16 protein-coding genes and 2 tRNA genes are annotated in these 19190 nt (G+C 71.4%); 17 read left to right on the top strand and 1 reads right to left on the bottom strand.

Annotated elements, in window-relative coordinates; translation table 11 throughout:
* The first annotated feature begins 65 nt into the window (after positions 1 to 65).
* The 8 genes from dnaG (at position 66) to HQQ78_RS02400 (ending at position 9973) form a co-directional block, all read left to right on the top strand.
* Positions 66 to 1973 (top strand): DNA primase, encoded by a 1908-nt coding sequence (gene dnaG, locus HQQ78_RS02435; protein WP_173150935.1) that lies wholly within the window; start codon positions 66 to 68, stop codon positions 1971 to 1973.
* 228 nt (positions 1974 to 2201) lie between these two features.
* Positions 2202 to 3824: an ABC transporter substrate-binding protein gene (locus HQQ78_RS02430; RefSeq protein WP_056045617.1), complete on the top strand. Its 1623-nt coding sequence runs from the start codon at positions 2202 to 2204 to the stop codon at positions 3822 to 3824.
* Between the two features lie 158 nt (positions 3825 to 3982).
* Positions 3983 to 5077, top strand: a complete 1095-nt coding sequence (locus HQQ78_RS02425) for an ABC transporter permease (RefSeq protein ID WP_055972446.1) — start codon at positions 3983 to 3985, stop codon at positions 5075 to 5077.
* Positions 5078 to 5079: 2 nt separating this feature from the next.
* A complete protein-coding gene (locus HQQ78_RS02420; RefSeq protein ID WP_056045614.1) occupies positions 5080 to 6093 on the top strand; it encodes an ABC transporter permease in 1014 nt (337 codons plus the stop codon).
* Positions 6090 to 7832 (top strand): ABC transporter ATP-binding protein, encoded by a 1743-nt coding sequence (locus tag HQQ78_RS02415; RefSeq protein ID WP_173150934.1) that lies wholly within the window; start codon positions 6090 to 6092, stop codon positions 7830 to 7832. Before HQQ78_RS02420 ends, HQQ78_RS02415 begins: the two co-directional genes overlap by 4 nt.
* A 2-nt stretch (positions 7833 to 7834) precedes the next feature.
* Entirely contained in the window at positions 7835 to 8734 is a 900-nt protein-coding gene (locus HQQ78_RS02410; RefSeq protein WP_157485310.1) for an ATP-binding cassette domain-containing protein, read from the top strand.
* Positions 8731 to 9786: an NAD(P)-dependent oxidoreductase gene (locus HQQ78_RS02405; RefSeq protein WP_173150933.1), complete on the top strand. Its 1056-nt coding sequence runs from the start codon at positions 8731 to 8733 to the stop codon at positions 9784 to 9786. The genes HQQ78_RS02410 and HQQ78_RS02405 overlap by 4 nt, the downstream gene beginning before the upstream one ends.
* Positions 9787 to 9900: 114 nt before the next feature.
* Positions 9901 to 9973: transfer RNA gene (locus HQQ78_RS02400), tRNA-Asn, on the top strand.
* Positions 9974 to 10134: 161 nt separating this feature from the next.
* On the opposite strand, the gene def is transcribed toward HQQ78_RS02400, so the two are convergent.
* Positions 10135 to 10701 (bottom strand): peptide deformylase, encoded by a 567-nt coding sequence (def, locus tag HQQ78_RS02395; RefSeq protein ID WP_173150932.1) that lies wholly within the window; start codon positions 10699 to 10701, stop codon positions 10135 to 10137.
* 41 nt (positions 10702 to 10742) lie between these two features.
* On the opposite strand from def, the gene HQQ78_RS02390 reads away from it, so the two are divergent.
* From HQQ78_RS02390 to HQQ78_RS02350, 9 genes are all read left to right on the top strand, one after another.
* A complete protein-coding gene (locus HQQ78_RS02390) occupies positions 10743 to 11657 on the top strand; it encodes a DMT family transporter (RefSeq protein ID WP_123570787.1) in 915 nt (304 codons plus the stop codon).
* A 94-nt stretch (positions 11658 to 11751) separates the two neighbouring features.
* The gene (locus HQQ78_RS02385; protein ID WP_371740317.1) at positions 11752 to 13035 is read left to right on the top strand and encodes a glycosyltransferase; all 1284 of its coding nucleotides are present in this window, start codon (positions 11752 to 11754) and stop codon (positions 13033 to 13035) included.
* Positions 13036 to 13092: 57 nt separating this feature from the next.
* A tRNA-Ile gene (locus HQQ78_RS02380) sits at positions 13093 to 13166 on the top strand.
* Positions 13167 to 13281: 115 nt separating this feature from the next.
* Entirely contained in the window at positions 13282 to 13623 is a 342-nt protein-coding gene (locus HQQ78_RS02375) for a hypothetical protein (protein WP_173150931.1), read from the top strand.
* 369 nt (positions 13624 to 13992) lie between these two features.
* Positions 13993 to 15129: an LLM class flavin-dependent oxidoreductase gene (locus tag HQQ78_RS02370; protein WP_056045601.1), complete on the top strand. Its 1137-nt coding sequence runs from the start codon at positions 13993 to 13995 to the stop codon at positions 15127 to 15129.
* A 19-nt stretch (positions 15130 to 15148) separates the two neighbouring features.
* Positions 15149 to 15790, top strand: coding sequence for an FMN reductase (locus HQQ78_RS02365; RefSeq protein ID WP_173150930.1), 642 nt, complete (start codon positions 15149 to 15151; stop codon positions 15788 to 15790).
* A gap of 105 nt (positions 15791 to 15895) precedes the next feature.
* Positions 15896 to 16756: a DUF1684 domain-containing protein gene (locus tag HQQ78_RS02360; protein ID WP_173150929.1), complete on the top strand. Its 861-nt coding sequence runs from the start codon at positions 15896 to 15898 to the stop codon at positions 16754 to 16756.
* Between the two features lie 42 nt (positions 16757 to 16798).
* A complete protein-coding gene (locus HQQ78_RS02355; protein ID WP_371740316.1) occupies positions 16799 to 18460 on the top strand; it encodes a bifunctional 3'-5' exonuclease/DNA polymerase in 1662 nt (553 codons plus the stop codon).
* A gap of 196 nt (positions 18461 to 18656) precedes the next feature.
* Entirely contained in the window at positions 18657 to 19160 is a 504-nt protein-coding gene (locus HQQ78_RS02350) for a DUF3145 domain-containing protein (RefSeq protein ID WP_056045587.1), read from the top strand.
* Positions 19161 to 19190 lie beyond the last annotated feature (30 nt).

The raw sequence follows: 19190 nt of genomic DNA, 5'->3' as shown, positions 1-19190 counted from the left end.
TCCTCGTCCTCCCGCGGCCGACCTCCCGGGTCGGCGTGGTCGGTGGCTCGACCTACAATCGACACGTGCCCGGCCTGATCAAACGCAACGACATCGACGAGGTCCGGTCGCGCACCAACATCGCCGACATCGTCGGCGACCACGTCACGCTCAAGGGGGCGGGCGTGGGGTCGCTCAAGGGGCTCTGCCCGTTCCACGACGAGCGCAGTCCGAGCTTCCACGTGCGGCCCCAGGTGGGGCGGTACCACTGCTTCGGCTGCGGTGAGGACGGCGACGTCTTCAGCTTCGTCATGAAGACCGACCACACGACCTTCCAAGAAGCGGTCGAACGCATGGCGGCGCGCATCGGTTTCGAGCTGCACTACGAGGACGGCGGGCAGGCCAGCGACCACGGCAACAGGGCGCGTCTGATCTCGGCGAACGAGGCCGCGCGCGAGTTCTTCGTGGACCACCTCACGGCCGCCGACGCCGAGCCCGCCCGGCGCTTCCTCGGCGAGCGGGGGTTCGACCCGGCCGCGGCCGAGCGGTTCGGCGTGGGGTTCGCCCCCAAGTCGTTCGACGCCCTGCGGTCGCACCTCAAGGGGCTCGGTTACCGCGACGACGAGCTCGTCACCGCGGGGTTGCTGAGCCAGGGCGACCGCAGCCCCTACGACCGCTTCCGCGGGCGGCTGGTGTGGCCGATCCGCGACGTCACTGGGTCGACCATCGGGTTCGGCGCGCGTCGGTTGCTCGAGGACGACAAGGGCCCGAAGTACCTCAACACCCCCGAGACGCCGATCTACCACAAGTCCCAGGTGCTCTACGGGCTCGACCTGGCCCGTCGGGACATCTCGAAGGGCAAGCAGGTCGTCATCGTCGAGGGCTACACCGACGTGATGGCGTGCCACCTGGCCGGGGTCACGACGGCCGTCGCGACCTGCGGCACGTCGTTCGGCGTGGACCACATCAAGGTGCTGCGACCCATGCTCGGCGACGTCAGCGGGGCCGACACCTCGACCGGCGGCGAGGTCGTCTTCACCTTCGACCCCGACGAGGCGGGCCAGAAGGCGGCGTCACGCGCGTTCGCCGAAGAGCAGCGGTTCGCCGCGCAGACCTTCGTCGCCGTGGCCCCCGACGGGCTCGACCCGTGCGACCTCAGGCTGAACCGCGGGGACGACGCCGTGCGCCGCCTCATCTCGACCAAGCGTCCGATGTTCGAGTTCATGATCCGCCGGCTCATCGACGGGCACGACCTCGAGACGGTCGAGGGTCGCGTGTCGGCGCTCCGGGCGGCCTCGCCGGTGGTGGCGGGCATCCGGGACCGTTCGATGACCCAGGGCTACGTGCGGTCGCTGGCCGGGTGGCTGGGGCTCGACCCGGCCGACGTCGCGCGGTCCGTCGACGACGCGGGTCGCGCCTCCTCGGCCCAGAACGCGCTCGAGCGGTCGCAGCCCAAGAACGCCACCGACGGCCGCCAGTCGATCACGAGCCTGCCGCCGGTGCCCGACGAGCCCGCCGGCCCGAGCCTGCTGACGCTCCCGGGCGACCTGACCACCCGCACCGAGCGCGACGCGCTCATGGCGATGCTCCAGCACCCGGCGACGGTCGGCTTCGAACTCATGCAGCGGGCGGCACGGGCACGCATCGAGAACGGTGCACTGGCCGTCGTCCGCGACGCGATCGGCGCGAGCCTCGACCGGTTCGACTCGGCCGACTGGCTCGACGTCGTCCTCGGCCAGACGCCGTCGCCGTTCGACGCCCTGGCGAAGGAGCTCGCCGTCGCCCCCATCCCCGAGCGTGAGGGACGCGAGATCACGACCTACTGTCGCGGCATCGTCGTCTCGATCGTCGAGCGCGACCTGATCCGCGAGAAGTCCGAACTGCTCGGGCAGTCGTTCCGCACCGACATGAAGACCGAACCCGAACGCTGGCGTGAGATCCAGGTGCGGATCGCCGCCGTCGAGGCCGAGCGCCGGTCCATCCGCCAAGAGTGAGGTCGGCGGCCGTCACGCGGTGCCCCGGCCTGAACGCGCATACATCACGAGGATGCGCCGCCGGCCTCGAGACGACCAGTTGGCAAGGGTTCGTTGCGGGCCTGTAAACAGTTGCGCGATGAGCCCGTCTCGCGCTCACGTGTGTGTTACCAATGGACGTTCCCTGAAACGGCCGCGTCCACAGCACGGCCCGGGGCCCCTTGCACACAGAGAAAGAGGTAACCGGATATGACATCCGACTCCACGCTCGCCCGACGCGCCCTCGCCGTCGTCGGTGGCGCCGCTGCCACCGCACTCGTCCTCTCGGGCTGCGCCTCCGGTGGTGACGCGACCGACGCCCTCGACGGTCTCAGCATCGGCACGACCGACGTCATCACGTCGCTCGACCCGGCCGGTTCGTACGACAACGGCTCGTTCGCCGTCCAGAACCAGGTGTTCGGCTTCCTGACGAACGCCCCGTACGGCAGCCCCGACGTCGAGCCCGACCTGGCCGAGTCCGCCGACTTCACCAGCCCGACCGAGTACACGGTCAAGCTCAAGGACGGACTGACCTTCGCGAACGGCAACGCGCTCACCTCGAGCGACGTCAAGTTCAGCTTCGACCGCCAGCTGGCCATCGCCGACCCCAACGGCCCGTCGTCGTTGCTCGGCAACCTGGCCAGCACCGACGCGCCCGACGACACGACCGTCGTCTTCACGCTCAAGTCGGCCGACCAGACCTGGCCCCAGGTGCTCTCGAGCCCCGCCGGCCCGATCGTCGACGAGGACGTCTTCTCGGCGACCGGGCTCACCGACGCCGACGACATCGTCAAGGGCAACGCCTTCTCGGGTCAGTACACGATCACCGACTACTCGCAGAACGAGACGATCGCCTACGAGGCGAACGACGCCTACGACGGCGTGCTCGGTGCCCCGAAGACCGACTCGGTCACGGCGACCTACTACACCGAAGAGACCGACCTCAAGCTCGCCGTCCAGAACGGCGACGTCGACGTCGCGAACCGCAGCCTGAGCCCGACCGACCTGGCCGACCTGGCCAAGGACGACGCGCTCACCGTGCACAACGGCCCCGGCGGCGAGATCCGTTACCTGGTGTTCAACTTCAACACCATGCCGTACGGTGCCACGCAGCCCGACGCCGACCCGGCCAAGGCCCTGGCCGTGCGTCAGTCCGTGGCCGACACGGTCGACCGTGCCGCCCTGGCCAAGGACGTCTACAACGACACCTACACGCCGCTCTACTCGGTCGTCCCCGACGGCCTGACCGGTGCGACGACGCCCCTCGAGGGCCTCTACGGCGACGGCCAGGGCGGCCCGGACGTCGACAAGGCCGCCGCGGCCCTGTCGGCCGCCGGCGTGAGCACCCCGGTGTCGATCGACCTGCAGTACAGCCCCGACCACTACGGTGCGTCGAGCGACGAGGAGTACGCGCTGATCAAGTCGCAGCTCGAGGCGAGCGGCCTGTTCACCGTCAACCTCCAGTCGACCCTGTGGGACACCTACAGCACCGAGCGCCGCGAGGACGCCTACCCCGTCTACCAGCTGGGTTGGTTCCCCGACTTCTCGGACGCCGACAACTACCTGACGCCGTTCTTCAGCGCGGACAACTTCGTCGGCAACCACTACGACAGCCCGACCGTCCAGGGTCTGCTGACGAAGGAGATCGGCGAGCAGGACGCCTCGGCTCGTGAGGCGACCATCGGGGACATCCAGGACGCCGTCGCGGCCGACCTGCCGACCCTGCCGCTGCTGCAGGGCACGCAGGTCGTCGTCTCGCAGTCCGACGTGAAGGGCGTGGACGACACGCTCGACGCGTCGTTCAAGTTCCGTTACGGTGCGCTGAGCCGCTGACGCGCCTCCCCGTCCCCTGAGTCCCGCCGGTCCGCCGGTCGGCCTCCGGCGTCGGGGGACTCCGCACCACGGCCGTACGCCGAGGGGGCGACCCGCGACACCGCGGGGCGCCCCCTCCGGTCTGCGACCGGCACCACACCATCGAAAGGCCCAACGACGTGACCCTGATCACCGACGGTTCCCTCACGGCACCGCCCACCTCCAGTCCCGGGAAGTCCCGGAGTTCCGGCGGCGGCGGCCTCGGACGCTACATCGTGATCCGCGCGATCCTCATCGTGCCCACCGTGTTCATCCTCGTCACGCTCGTGTTCTTCCTGATGCGCGTGGTCGGCAACCCGATCACCGCCTCCGTCGGCGGGCGTCTCACCGAGGCCCAGCTGCAGGAGCGTCTCGCCGCCGCCGGCTACGACCGCCCCGTGATCGTGCAGTACCTCGAGTACCTCGGCCAGATCGTCCGAGGCGACTTCGGCACCACCGCGACCGACAACCGCGAGATCAGCGGCATCCTGCTGCAGTACGGCAGCGCCACGATCGAGCTGGTCTTCTACGCGCTGATCGTCGCGCTCGTGCTGGGCATCCCGCTCGGCATGCTCGCCGCGTACGTGCGCGACCGTTGGCCCGACGCGATCCTGCGCGTGCTGGCGATCCTCGCCTATGCGACCCCGGTCTTCTTCGCCGGCCTGCTGCTCAAGCTCACCTTCTCGGTCTGGCTCGGCTGGCTCCCGCTCGGCGGTCGTGCGAGCACGCGGGTCGCCATCGCCCTGGGGCGCATCGACAACCCCACGGGCATCTACATCGTCGACGCCCTGCGGACCGGCAACTCGACGATCATCGTGGACGTCCTCTCGCACGCGGTGCTGCCCGCCCTCGCGCTCGGCGTGCTGACCGCCGGCATCTTCCTGCGCCTGGTGCGCACCAACGTCATCGGCACGCTCGGTTCCGAGTACGTCGACGCGGCGCGGTCGCGGGGCGTCAGCGAGTTCCGGCTCGTCCGGGCCCACGCGCTCAAGCCCGCCCTGATCCCGATCATCACCGTCATGGGGCTGCAGATCGCGATGCTGCTCGGCGGCTCGGTGCTGACCGAGACCACCTTCGGCTGGCGGGGGCTGGGCTTCCAGCTGCAGCAGTACCTGTCGGCCCGCGACTTCATCGCCGTGCAGGGCATCGTCGCCGTGCTCGCCGTCATCGTCGCCGTCACCAACTTCGTGGTCGACGTGATCGCCGCCCTGATCGACCCCCGCGTGAGGTACTGACCATGACCGATTCGACCGTCGCGGCCGACCGCCGCGAACCCCTCTACAAGCGCCTCCCCGTCGTCGCCCAGATCCGCCGTTCGGTGGGGCTGCAGCGCGGCATGCTGCTGACCGGCGTCGTGATCGTCGCCGTGTTCGTGCTGCTGGCGATCTTCGCCCCCCTCATCGCGCCCTACGGCTTCGGCCAGCTGCGCGGTGCCACCGAGGCCTTCCCGCGCCAGGCGCCACCGTCGGCCGAGCACCTGTGGGGGACGACTGTCGGCGGCTACGACGTGTTCAGCCGCGTCATGTGGGGCACCCGGACCGCCGTGGCCGTCGTCATCGTGGCCGTGGTGCTGTCGATCACGATCGGTGTGACGCTCGGCCTGATCTCGGGCTACCTCGGCGGGTGGCTCGACCGCGTGCTCGTCGTCGTCGCCGACGCGGTCTACGCGTTCCCCTCGCTGCTGCTCGCCATCGTCGTCTCGATCGTCATCAGCGGGGGCCAGTCGAGCCTCTGGGGCGGCATCGTCTCGGCGGGCATCTCGATCACCGTGGTGTACGTCCCGCAGTACTTCCGCGTCGTCCGCGCCGAGGCCACGAGGCTCAAGGCCGAGGCGTTCGTCGAGTCGGCCAAGGTGAACGGCAGCAGCACGGGCCGCATCATGTTCAAGCACGTCCTCCGCAACGCCACGCGGAGCCTGCCCCTGATCCTCACGCTCAACGCGTCCGAGGCGATCCTGACCCTGGCGGCCCTCGGCTTCCTGGGGTTCGGCATCGGCCCGACCGCGGCGGCCGAGTGGGGGTACGACCTGAACCGCGCCCTCTCCGACACCGCCAGCGGCATCTGGTGGACCGGCGTCTTCCCCGGTGCGGCGATCGTGCTGATGGTGCTCGGCATCACGCTGATGGGCGAGAGCCTGAACGACCTGGCCGACCCGCGCCTCCGGACCCGCCGTCGCGCGAAGCGCAAGACCAAGGGCACCCGCCGCACCGAGCAGGCCCCGACCACGACCCACGACGAGGTGACCGCATGACCGCCGACACGACCGCGACCGGCCGACCCGCGACGCCGCGCGACGAGCGCCCCGTCGCCGTCGGCATCACCGACCTCGAGGTGACCTTCGCGACCGACGGCGGCGACGTCGCGGCCGTCCAGGGCGTGACGCTCGACGTCCGCGCCGGCGAGGTGCTGGCGATCGTCGGCGAGTCGGGGAGCGGCAAGACCGTCACGGCGAAGACGATCCTCGGCCTCTTGCCCGAGACCGCGGTCGCCACCGGTGCCGTGCTGCTCTCGGGGCAGAACGTCCTCGAGGTCGGCCCGAAGAAGGTCCGCGAGCTCCGCGGCACCGACGTCGCCATGGTCTTCCAGGAGCCGTCGACCGCGCTCAACCCCGTCTACACGGTGGGCTGGCAGATCGCCGAGGGCCTGCGGGCCCACGGCAAGGTCGGACGCAAGGAGGCGCGGGTCAAGGCGATCGACATCCTGCGTCGCGTGGGCATCCCCGACCCCGAGACCCGCGTCGACTACTACCCGCACCAGTTCTCGGGCGGGCAGAAGCAGCGCGTGGTCATCGCGATGGCGCTCGTGCTCGACCCGTCGGTGATCGTCGCGGACGAGCCGACCACGGCCCTCGACGTGACCGTGCAGGCCGAGATCCTCGACCTGTTGCGCCGCTGTCGGGACGAGTTCGGCACGGCCATCGTGCTCATCACGCACAACATGGGCGTCGTCGCCGACCTCGCCGACCGCGTCGCCGTCATGTACCTCGGCAAGGTCGTCGAGCAGGCCCCGGCCGTCGAGCTGTTCGCGAACCCGCAGGACGACTACACGAAGCGCCTGCTCGGCTCGGTGCCGAAGCTCGAGGCCCGCGGCCACACGCAGCAGGAGCAGCCCGCCGACAGCGAGGTCGTCGTACGTGCCCGGGGTCTCGAGATCGAATACCCCGGTCGCCTCGGCCGCGGCGGCTTCCGGGCCGTCAAGGGCGTCGACTTCACCATCGCCCGCGGCGAGGTCCTCGGCCTCGTCGGCGAGAGCGGTTCGGGCAAGACGACGATCGGACGGGCCATCGCCGGGCTGACGAAGGTCACCGGGGGGTCGCTCGAGGTGCTGGGCATCGAGATGAACGGGGTGCACGAGCGTGACTTCAAGCCGAAGCGCGCCGACATCGGCTTCGTCTTCCAGGACCCCGCGTCGAGCTTCAACCCGTTGCTGACGATCGCCGAGTGCGTGGCCGAGCCGCTCATCGTGCACGGTCGTGCGAAGGACGCCCGGGCCGCCCGTCCGCGCGTCGACGAACTCCTCGAGGCGGTCCAGCTGCCCAAGTCGTTCGCCGACCGGTACCCTCACGAGCTCAGCGGCGGGCAGCGTCAGCGGGCGAGCCTCGCCCGGTCGCTCGCCCTCGACCCGACGCTGTTGATCGCGGACGAGCCCACCAGCGCGTTGGACGTCTCCGTGCAGGCCCGGGTGCTCGAGCTGTTCACCGAGTTGCAGTCGCAGCTGGGCTTCGCCGCCCTGTTCATCAGCCACGACCTCGCGGTCGTCAACATGCTGGCCGACCGGATCGGCGTGCTGTTCCACGGCGACCTGATCGAGAGCGGACCGAACGACCAGGTCCTCGGCGCGCCCGAGCATCCCTACACGCAGCGCCTGCTGGCGTCGCTGCCGGTGCCCGATCCGATCGAGCAGGCGTCCCGCCGCGAGCGGTTGGCCGAACTCGACCGCCGGGCGGCGGGCGACCCGGAGCGCGGAACCGACACCGTCGGGGCGGCCTGACGGTGCCGGGTCGCGAGCTCGACCTCGACCAGCCGGTCGTCACCGACGACCTGTCGCTGCTCTACCCCGCCCGGGCGGGCCATCCGGCCGTGCGTGCCGTCGACGGGGTCACCCTGCGGGTCGAGCCGGGCGAGATCGTCGCCGTGCTCGGCGAGAGCGGTTCGGGCAAGTCGACGCTCGCGATGGCCCTCGCCGGACTGACCGGCACGGGCCGCGTCGACGAGGGGCGCCCGCGTCTGGTCGGTGGGACCGCACGGGTCTTCGGCCAGGACGTCGGCAAGCTCTCGGGCCGGCGCCGGGACCGGCTCTCGGCCATGGTCGGCTACCTGGCGCAGGACGACGGCGAGCGGCTGAGTCCCGACCTGACCGTCGGCGAGGCCATCGCCGAGCCGATCTACCAGCGCGACCGCAAGTTCGACCGCACCGAGGCCGGGCGCATCGTCGCGACGCTCGTCGACGGCGTGCACCTGCCGCTCGGCACCATGCTCAAGCAGACCTGGGAGCTCAGTTCCGGTCAGCGACAACGCGTCGCCCTGGCCCGCAGCCTCGTCCTCGAGCCCCCGTTGCTGATCGCCGACGAGCCCGCCCGGGGGGTGGACGTGCTCGTCCGCCAGGCCGTCCTCGACGTCATCGGGAACCTGCACGAGGGGCGTCAGTTCTCGGCGCTCGTCGTCACCTCCTCGGTGGCCGAGGCGCGAGCGATCACCGACCGCGTCGCCGTCATGCGCGGTGGCCGTCTGGTCGGACTGGGCGACATCGACGAGGTCCTCCGGACCGGCATCGACCCCTACGTCAAGGTGCTCTCGCAGACGACCCCGATCGACATCATCCGCCCGGAGGAGCGCGAGGCCGGGCGACCGCTCGACCCCGACGCCGGCCTCCGCGGAGACCGGCCCTCGTGACCGCCGAGCCGGCCACGGGCTCGACCGTCTCGGATGCGGCCCGGGCGACGAGCCCGGGAGGCGCGCGCGGCCACCGCGCGGTCGTCACCGCGGGCCCCGTCCTCGCCCCGGGTCGACGCCCGACCCCGGGTGCCGTCTCGGTGGCCCCCCGCCCCACCCCGGTCTTCGTCGACGCCGTGCGGGCCGGGGGAGCGGACGTCGTCCCCCTGGGCACGGAGACCCGTGGCCTGGTCTGGCTCTCGTACCGCGACCCCGACGGCCTGGCCCGCGCGCTGGACGAGAACCCGGGCATCGAGTGGGTCCAGCTGCCCTACGCCGGGGTCGACGCCTTCTCCGAGGTCATCGCGGCCCGTGCCGACCGCGCGCTGCCGCTCTGGACGAGCGCCAAGGGGGCGTTCGCCGAACCCGTCGCCGAGCACGCCCTCATGCTCGTGCTGTCGCTGCTGAGGGTCGTTCCCCAGCGCGTGCGCGCCACCTCCTGGGCCACCGAACAACAGGGCCGGTCGCTCTACGGACGGCACGTCGTCATCGTCGGGGCGGGGGGCATCGCGATCGAGCTGATGCGCCTCCTGGCCCCGTTCGACGTCCGGGTGACGATCGTGCGCCGGTCGAGCGAACCCGTGCCCGGGGCCGACCGGACCGTCCCCGTCGAGCGCCTCGACGAGGTGTTGCCCGAGGCCGACGTCCTCGTCCTCGCCGCCGCCGCGACTCCCGGCACGGCGGGTCTCCTCGACGCGCGTCGGCTCGCCCTTCTGCCGGCGACGGCCGTGCTCGTGAACGTCGCGAGGGGCAGCCTGGTCGACACGGACGCCCTCGTCGAGGCGGTCAGGGCGGAGCGACTCTGGGGCGCGGGGGTCGACGTCACCACGCCCGAGCCGCTCCCCGACCGGCACCCGCTCTTCGGCGAGCCGCGTGTCGTCGTCACGCCGCACCAGGCGGACACCCCCGAGATGACCGCCCCGCTGCTGGCCGAGCGCATCCGGCTCAACGTGCGGGCCTTCCTCGGCGACGGGGAGTTCGTCGGCGTGGTCGACCCGCACGACGGGTACTGACGCGAGGGTCGGAGCCGTGCGACGCGCCGCGTCGTCGGCGTGGTCCCTCGGGGGCTCAGATCTTTGCTAGTGTTGTCTCCGCTGTCACGGACGAAAGTCCGGGGCGGTTGCCATTCCTCGATAGCTCAATTGGCAGAGCAGCCGGCTGTTAACCGGCAGGTTGTTGGTTCGAGTCCAACTCGGGGAGCGAAGGCCCAGAGGCTCCACCCTCTGGGCCTTTTCTCTTTCCCGGTCCGTCCTGGGCCTTTCTCGCCGTTCCGTTCCGTTCCGTGCCCGAACGAGAAGGAGGCGCGTCCTGCGGTTCGCAGGACGCGCCTCCTCGGTCTCGGGGTCGGCCGGGGCCGGCCGTCAGTCCTCGAGGTGGTCGACGCCCGGCAGCCAGGTGCTGCCCGGTTGTCCCCAGCCCTTCTTGCGGACCGCCTTCGCGGCCGCCTTGTGGAAGGGATGCTCGAGCCGGTCCGCGTACAGGATGCCGTCGAGGTGGTCGTACTCGTGCTGGAAGACGCGGGCGAGCCAGCCCCAGGCCTCGATCTCGACCGCGTCGCCCTCGAGGTCGGTGGCCCGCAGCACGACGCCGTCGGCACGCCGCAACGGGAACCTCTCGCCGGGCACCGAGAGGCAGCCCTCGGACTCGGAGTCGTCGTCGAGCGGCTCGATCGAGAGCGGACTCTGCCAGAGCGTCGGGTTGATGGCCACGCCGCGCCACAGCTCGCCGTCGTCGTCGGTCCACGAGTAGACGAACAGGCGCTTGCCGACGCCCACCTGCGGGCCCGCCAGACCGACGCCCGGGGCGGCGTCCATCGTCTCGAACATGTCGGCGACGAGGGTGCGCAGGTTTTCGTCGACGACGGTCACCTCGGAGGCGGGGGAGTGGAGCACGGGGTCACCCGTGATGGAAATGGGTCGAACGGCCATTCGTCCAGACTATCCAGCGCCACGGCGCTAGCGTGGACGCCGTGACGACGGACATCGGGGAGCTCACCCAGCAGGTATCCCTGACCCCCTATCAGGCGCTCGGCATCCCGATCGCGCTGATCGGCGCGGTGTTCCTCTCGATCGGCGCCCAGCTCCAGCACCAGGGCGTCGCCAAGGTCGAGCGACGGATCGGTGCGGCGAAGAGCGGCATGAACGTCCGCCAGGTGCTCGCCCTCGTGGGCCGCCCCTCGTGGGTGCTGGGCACGCTGATGCTCGGCCTCGCGATCCTCTTCCAGCTGACCAGTCTGCGCATCGCACCGCTACTCGTGGTGCAGCCGCTCGGGGCGGTCGCCCTCGTCATCACGGCGGTCCTCAACTCCCGGTCGACGGGTCGACGACTCGACCGGCGCGCCAAGCGGGCCATCCTCTTCTGCGTCGGCGGCGTCGGGCTCTTCGTCACCGTGGCGGCCTTCACGGCCATCGAGCCCGAGATCACCACGCGGCAGCTCGTCACGGTCCTCGTGATCCTCGCCGTCGTCGGCTCCGTGCTGGGCGTCGCCTTCGCCCTGTTGCGCCGCCGTCGCAGCGCGCTGTTCTACATCATCGCGGCGGGCGTGCTCTACGGCTTCGTCGCGACCCTCGCCAAGGTCGTCCTCAACCGGGTCTTCGCCGGCAACTTCGACTGGTTGACGATCGTGTGCATCGTGTTCCTGCTCGCGGCCGGACTGCTCGGCGGGTACTTCGTGCAGAACGCCTACTCGTCCGGCCCACCCGACCTCGTCATCGCCGGTCTCACGGTCGTCGATCCGCTCATCGCGGTCGGCATCGGCATCGTCGTCCTGGGCGAGGCGCAGAACGCCCCCGCGATCGCCGGCGTCTTCTTCGTCGTCGCGGCCGCCATCGCGGTCTACGGCGTGTTCCAACTCGCCAAATACCATCCCCAGACCCGAGCCTGAGCTAGCGTGGGGTCGTCTCGCCCGCCGGTCGACGATCGTCCGGGCGAACGACGCGCCGCACACCCCACCGAGCACGAGAAGGACGCCACGACCCGTGACACCTGCCCCGACGCCCTCGGAACCCGGCCGACCCGACGACGCGACGTCGGCTGACGTCGCGACCCGCGCCTCCTCGGGGTCGTCCGACCGCCTGACCGTCCTGATCGCGGGTGACACCTTCCCGCCCGACGTCAACGGCGCCGCCAACTTCACGGAGCGGCTCGCCGTGGGGCTCGCCCGGCGCGGCCACGACGTGCACCTCATGGTGCCCGCGGCCAGCCGGCACCACGGCACCTTCCTCGAGCAGCACGGCGGCGTGACGTTGACCGTCCACCGGCTGTACTCGACGCGGTGGCCGTTGCACGACTGGCTGCGCTTCGCCACCCCGTGGCGCGTGCAGGAGCACGCCGAGAAGATCTTCGACGAGATCCACCCCGACGTCGTCCACATCCAGTCGCACATCGTGATGGGCCGGGGCGTCGCGCAGGTCGCCGAACGCCGGGGCGTGCGGATCGTCGCCACGAACCACTTCATGCCCGAGAACCTGCTCGAGCACACCGGTCTGCCCAAGGGGCTGCGCGCCAAGGCGACCCAGATGGCGTGGAACGACGCGAGCAAGACGTTCCACAAGGCCGCGGCGATCACGACCCCCACGCAGAAGGCGGCCACGTTCCTCGAGAAGTCGGTCGCGGTCACCGGAGTGCTCGCCGTCTCCTGCGGCATCGAGGCCGGGCACTACACCGCCCTCGACACCCGTCCGACCGAGAACCGCATCGTGTTCGTCGGCCGGGTCACGGCCGAGAAGCAGATCGACGTGCTGCTCAAGGCGATGACCCTGCTCGACCCGACCCTCGGCGCGACGCTCACGATCGTGGGCGGCGGAGACCTGTTCAAGCAGCTCCAGACGACCAGCCGCGACCTCGGCCTCGCCGACGTCGTCACCTTCGCCGGGTACCTGTCCGACGACGAGTTGCGACGCACGCTGACCGAGTCGACGGTCTTCGCCATGCCGTCGATCGCCGAACTCCAGAGCATCGCCAGCCTCGAGGCGATGGCGTCGGGGCTGCCCATCGTCGTGGCCGACGCCATGGCCCTGCCGCACCTGGTCGACGAGGGCCAGAACGGCTACCTCTTCCGCCCGGGCGACAGCCGCGACCTCGCCGACAAGCTCACGACGGTGTTGACCGCCCCCGACGACGAGTACCTCGCGATGCGCCGGGCCAGCCTGAAGATGATCGAGGGGCACGACATCGAGCGAACGCTCAGCGTGTTCGAGAGCCTGTATCGTGGTCAGCCGGTGGTCCCCTCCACCGACGCGGCGTCCGACCGCGCGCACTGACGGTCGACCGCGGCACCGCCCCGGCCGGCCACGGCTCGCACCGGTGGGCCGACGCGAGGGGCGGTAGCTCAGCCGGTTAGAGCAGTCGACTCATAATCGATCGGTCACGGGTTCAAGTCCCGTCCGCCCTACTCGTTGTGTCCGGTGGCGCCTGCCCCGGTTCCGGTCGGTTCGCGGCCTCCGGGCCTGCTGTGAGCGCGGCCGCGTCGTCGCCCGGCGTCCGTCGTGCGTGGCACGATGTCGTCCATGTTCACCAAGCGGCCCCGACAGCCGGAGCCCGACCCCGACGCCTGGGGCGGCGCCTCCTCCGACGACGCCGGGCGATCCGGCCCGGCGCGCATGGGCGTCGGGGCCCAGGTGTACGTCATCGACTCGGACGAGGACCCTTCTACGCCGTTCCCGTACGGCCCGACGGGCATCGTGGTCCGGGCCGGGGGCAGCGCCTGGCAGGGGGTGTCGGCCATCGGCGGCTCGGCCCGCACCTGGTGGGTCGAGTTCGACTCGCCCCAGATCGACCGCGACGGCGACGGGCCCGTCTCGCAGGCCCAGGTCGCGGAGCGCTGGCTGCGCCTCGCCCCCCTCGCCTGACCCGCCGCCGCACCGCCTCACCCCGCCCCGGCGCCCCCCACCCCCTCCGCACCGCCCGCTACGGCGTGTGCCGCGCTTCCTGCATGACTTCTCGCGGTGGTGACTTCGGCCACCCCGCCGCGTGGTCGGCAACTCCTGCCCCCTGCGGCGTCGGTCGGCGCGGGCCCCGTGTTTCCGGGCCCGGGCGTTCGGGGTGGAGCGCGAGTCCGGAGTTGCCGACACGTCCCACGTCGCGCACGGGGGTCGAGGTCGAGGCCAGGTCGTCCGCTGCACGTTCCCGACGGCCATCGCACGCCCGGGAATGCCACGCCCCACCCCGCGGTTCACCGAAGTGCATGCAAACGCATGCAGATGTTCTAAGGTGGAGCAATGCAGTTCGGAATCTTCAGCGTCGGCGACATCACGACCGACCCCACGACCGGTGCCACCCCGACCGAGGGCGAGCGCCTCCAGGCGATGGTCACCATCGCGAAGAAGGCCGAAGAGGTCGGCCTCGACGTCTACGCCGCAGGCGAGCACCACAACCCGCCCTTCGTGAACTCGAGCCCGACGACCCTCCTCGCCTACATCGCCGCGCAGACCGAGCGCATCGTGCTCAGCACGGCGACGACGCTCATCACGACGAACGACCCGGTCAAGATCGCCGAGGACTTCGCGATGCTCCAGCACCTCGCCGGTGGCCGGGTCGACCTCACGCTCGGTCGCGGCAACACGGGCCCGGTCTACCCCTGGTTCGGCAAGGACATCCGCCAGGGCATCAACCTGGCGATCGAGAACTACGCCCTGTTGCACCGCCTCTGGCGCGAGGACGTCGTCGACTGGAAGGGCCACTTCCGCACGCCGCTGCAGGGCTTCACGGCGACCCCGCGTCCCCTCGACGGCGTCGCGCCCTTCGTCTGGCACGGGTCGATCCGCAGCCCCGAGATCGCCGAGCAGGCCGCCTACTACGGCGACGGCTTCTTCGCCAACCACATCTTCTGGCCCGCCTCGCACACGAAGCAGATGGTCGAGCTCTACCGCAGCCGCTTCGAGCACCACGGGCACGGGCGTGCCGACCAGGCGATCGTCGGTCTCGGCGGTCAGGTCTTCCTGGCGAAGAACTCGCAGGACGCCAAGCGCACCTTCCGTCCCTACTTCGACAACGCCCCGGTCTACGGCCACGGTCCCTCGATGGAGGACTTCACGAGCCAGACCCCGCTCACCGTCGGCAGCCCCCAGGAGGTCATCGACCGCACCCTCGGCTTCCGCGACTACGTCGGCGACTACCAGCGCCAGCTCTTCCTCATGGACCACGCCGGCCTGCCCCTGAAGACTGTCCTCGAGCAGCTCGACATCCTCGGCAGCGAGGTCGTGCCGGTCCTCCGTCGCGAGTTCGCCGCGAACCGTCCGGCCGACGTGCCCGACGCCCCCACGCACGCTTCGCTCGTCGAGGCCGCGACCCGGGCGTCGCGGTCCACGGCCACACCCACCGCGCACGACGCGCTCACCGCGTCGTCCGCCCGCTGAGACACGCAGGAGGCGCGCCATGAGCACCAAGAAGATCGTCGCCCTGTCCGCGGGGCTGGGCCAGCCGTCCTCCACCCGTCTGTTGGCCGACCGGCTGGTCGAGGCCACCACGCGTGACCTCGTCGGCCGCGGCTCGTTCGTCGAGGTCGAGGTCGTCGAGCTGCGCGACCTCGCGCACGAGGTGACGGACGCGATGCTGACCGGCTTCGCGCCTCCCGCCCTCGCCGAGGCACTCGAGAACGTGAGGAGCGCCGACGGCGTGATCGCGGTCACGCCCGTCTTCTCGTCCTCGTACAGCGGCCTGTTCAAGTCGTTCGTCGACGTGATGGACCACAAGGCGCTGACGGGCACGCCCGTGCTGATCGGGGCGACCGGCGGAACGGCTCGCCACTCGTTGGCCCTCGAGTACGCGGTGCGACCCCTGTTCGCCTACCTCCAGGCCGTCGTCGTGCCCACCTCCGTGTTCGCGGCGTCCGAGGACTGGGGCGAGGGCGACGGCACCTCCACGACGCTGCCCGAGCGGGTCACGCGCGCCGCGGGGGAGTTCGCCGAGCTCGTGGCGCGGCACGAGGGCGCGCTCGACGACCCGTTCGCCGCGGTCGTCCCGTTCGACGAGCAGCTCCGGCGCCTCGCCGTGGGCGGCGACGACCTGCAGGACTGAGACGTGGGACGAGGAGGCGCGGTGCCGGTCCTGACCACGTCCCGTCCGTCGGGGCATGAACCGCGCCTCCCCGGCGTTGCCCCTCGTCAGACCCCAGGAGGACCGATGACCGACAGCACCGCCGACACCACCCGCCCGTCCGAGCACGCGGCCGCGCAGGCCGAGCTCGACCGCTTCCACGTCCTGCGCCGCACCCGCGCGGTGTCGCCGCAGGGTCCGCTCGCCCTGACCGGCACGCAGTGGGTCGACCACGAGCAGACCGTCTGGGGCGTGCCGGGCCGCTGGGCGCCGACCCCGCAGGGCGTGTCGGGACTGGCGCTGACGGCCGCCCCGGCGGACGGCATCCACGTGGACGGCGACCTCGTCGACGGCACCGTCGTCGTGGCGGGTGACGACGCGATGGTCCCGAGCAGCCTCCGGTTCTCGGAGACCACGACCGGCACGGTGATCGCGAACGACGACCACACCGGGTACGCCCTGCGCGTCTGGGACTCCGCGTCGGACGCCGTGACGGGCTTCGGATCGATCGACGCCTTCCCGTTCGACCCGGACTGGGTCGTCACGGCCGACTTCGTGCCCACCGCGCCCGACACCCAGGTCGACATCCGTCACCAGGCTGACCTCGAGCTCAGTCGGCCCAAGCCGTTGCCCGGGCTCATCCGCTTCACCCGCGACGGGGTCGACCACGAGCTCGCGGCGTTCCCGTCGGGTGACGGCGACCGGTTGCAGCTCGTCTTCGGCGACGCGACCAACGGCGACAGCACGTACTCGGTCGGGCGGTTCCTCTTCCCGGTGCCGAACGGTGACGGCACCATCACGCTCGACTTCAACCGGGCCGTCCTGCCGCCCTGCGCCTTCTCGTACGCCTTCAACTGCCCGATCCCGCCGGCCCAGAACCGGTTCGCGTCGCCGATCGAGGCGGGCGAGAAGAACGTCCTCGACGCCGCCGGGCAGCCGCTGCACTGAGAACGGCCCGTCGGTGTCGGCGCCGGGTGGGATGATCAGGCGGTGTTCTTCCTGCTGCGTCGACTGCCCGACGGCGACGTCGAGCTGACGCGGTACGAGCGTGGCACGTCGGGGTTGCTCGAAGCGGTCGGCGTGGAGACCATCCCCGCGGCCGACCTGCCGGCGCGCGTGGCCGTCCTCGAGCGCGAGGCCTCGCCCCGCTGGGTCTGGGACGACACCCCGCGGTGGTACCCGCGCCTCCTCGACGCGGGGGTCACGCTGGCGCGCTGCGTCGACCTCCGGCTCGTGCACGCGATCCTGCGACGGTCGACGTCGGCGCCCGCCTTCCCCCTCGGAGGCGCGGCTCCCGGGCCGTGGGACGTCGCCCAGGCGTCGCCGGGCGAGCCCGACGGACTCTTCGAGGTCCTCCCCGAGTCGCTGCCCGACCCGGCGGCCGAGTTCCTCGCCCAGCGCGAGGCGGTCGAGGCGTCGCCTGCCCGGGGTCGACTCGAGCTGCTCGTCGCCGCCGAGTCCACCGGTGCGTTGATCGCGGCCGAGATGCGCCACCGGGGCATCCCGTGGTCATCCCGGGTGCACGACGAACTGCTGACCGCCGCCCTAGGGCCGAGGCCCGCCCCGGGCGAGCGACCGGCCCGCATGCGCGACGCCCTCGACGAGGTGCGGCAGGCGCTCGACGCGCCCGACCTCAACCCCGATTCGCCCGCCGAGCTGATCAGGGCCCTCAACCGTGCGGGCGTGCTCGTGCAGTCGACGCGGCAGTGGGAACTGCAACGGCACGAGCACCCCGCGATCGAGCCGCTGCTCCGCTACAAGAAGATGCAGCGGCTGCTCGTCGCCAACGGCTGGGCCTGGCTCGACGCCTGGGTGCACGGCGGGCGCTTCCGTCCCGACTACGTGCCGGGCGGCGTCGTGACCGGCCGGTGGGCCACGAGCGGAGGAGGCGCGCTGCAGCTTCCCCGGGCGGTCCGCGGCGCCGTCGTGGCCGACCCGGGCTGGAAGCTCGTGGTCGCCGACGCCTCGCAACTCGAGCCACGCATCCTGACCGGCCTGTCCGGCGACCGCTCGATGGCCCGGGCCGGGTCGGGCGACCTCTACGAGGGAATCGTCGCCAGCGGAGCCGTCGCGACGCGGGCCGAGGCCAAGGTCGCGATGCTCGGCGCCATGTACGGCGCGACCCAGGGCGAGAGCGGCCGACTCGTGCCCCGCCTGGCGCGGCGGTTCCCCGACGCCATGGCGCTCGTCGAGACGGCGGCGCGCACGGGCGAGGCCGGGGGAGTCGTCGACACCCTGCTCGGCCGCAGTTCACCGCGGCCGTCCGACGACCCGGACGCCTCCGGGGGCGCCGGGGTGGGCGCGCTGCCTCCCGAGATGGGCGTGCGGCCGGCCGATCGCGACGCACGCTCGTGGGGTCGGTTCACGCGCAACTTCGTCGTGCAGGGCACCGCCGCGGAGTGGGCCCTCTGCTGGATGGGCGCCCTGCGCCGTCGTCTGCACGCGCGCTGGGGGACCGGCGTCCCGGCACCCCACTTCGTGTTCTTCCTGCACGACGAGGTGGTGGTGCACGCCCCCGCGGCCGCCGCCGACGAGGTCGCCGCGCTGGTCGCCGACAGCGCGGTCGAGGCCGGCCGGCTGCTCTTCGGCGACGCCCCGGTGGCCTTCCCGGTCACGGTCGCGGTCGTGGACGACTACTCGCAGGCCAAGTGAGCCGACAGGCCGTGCGAGACGCCGCACCATTCGCAGGTGTTACACAGTTGTGATTTCTCAGGCGGGTCGGTCATAATTCACAGAACGGGCACCGTCCCGCGCATCACCGGGTCCCGGCCCGCACAATCGAAAAACGCACACGAATCACGTCTGACAGGTCGATGGGGAAGTCGCACCTGAACCAGATGGAGGAATCGTGGCTGCTGCAACCGCTCGGGGAGTGCTCTACGTGCACTCGTCCCCTCGTGCACTGTGCCCACACGTCGAGTGGGCCGTCGGTCGTGCCCTCGGGCACGGCGTGAACTTCGCCTGGGTCGACCAACCCGTGCTGCCCGGCGCCCAGCGCACCGAGTTCTCGTGGCAGGGCGACGAGGGCTCCGGCGCGCGCATCGCCTCTGCTCTGCGGGGCTGGGAGCACCTCCGCTACGAGGTGACCGAAGACCCCGGCGAGACCCACGACGGGGGGCGCTGGATGCACTCTCCCGACCTGGGCGTGTTCTTCGCCCAGACCGACACCGCCGGCAACACGGTCATCCCCGAGGATCGCATCCGCTACGCGATGGAGATCGCCGGGTCGAACACCCTCGAGCTGCACCGCGAGCTGCGTCTCGCCCTCGGCCAGGCCTGGGACGACGAACTCGAACCGTTCCGCTACAGCGGCGAAGGCAACCCCGTCGTCTGGCTGCACAAGGTCAGCTGACCGGCCGCTGCACGGGGAGGGGCGTCCCGG

Origin of the sequence: Frigoribacterium sp. VKM Ac-2859 (assembly GCF_013204925.1) — a bacterium.
In the GTDB taxonomy this organism is placed as follows: Bacteria; Actinomycetota; Actinomycetes; order Actinomycetales; family Microbacteriaceae; genus Frigoribacterium.
Note: the sequence above shows the minus strand (reverse complement) of the source record. Positions and strands in the feature narration are given on the sequence as shown.

Coding starts and splice junctions, on each gene's coding strand:
- HQQ78_RS02430 (WP_056045617.1), top strand. CDS start 2,202: ATGACATCCGACTCCACGCTCGCCCGACGCGCCCTCGCCGTCGTCGGT.
- HQQ78_RS02420 (WP_056045614.1), top strand. CDS start 5,080: ATGACCGATTCGACCGTCGCGGCCGACCGCCGCGAACCCCTCTACAAG.
- HQQ78_RS02415 (WP_173150934.1), top strand. CDS start 6,090: ATGACCGCCGACACGACCGCGACCGGCCGACCCGCGACGCCGCGCGAC.
- def (WP_173150932.1), bottom strand. CDS start 10,701: ATGGCCGTTCGACCCATTTCCATCACGGGTGACCCCGTGCTCCACTCC.
- HQQ78_RS02375 (WP_173150931.1), top strand. CDS start 13,282: ATGTTCACCAAGCGGCCCCGACAGCCGGAGCCCGACCCCGACGCCTGG.
- HQQ78_RS02370 (WP_056045601.1), top strand. CDS start 13,993: ATGCAGTTCGGAATCTTCAGCGTCGGCGACATCACGACCGACCCCACG.
- HQQ78_RS02365 (WP_173150930.1), top strand. CDS start 15,149: ATGAGCACCAAGAAGATCGTCGCCCTGTCCGCGGGGCTGGGCCAGCCG.
- HQQ78_RS02360 (WP_173150929.1), top strand. CDS start 15,896: ATGACCGACAGCACCGCCGACACCACCCGCCCGTCCGAGCACGCGGCC.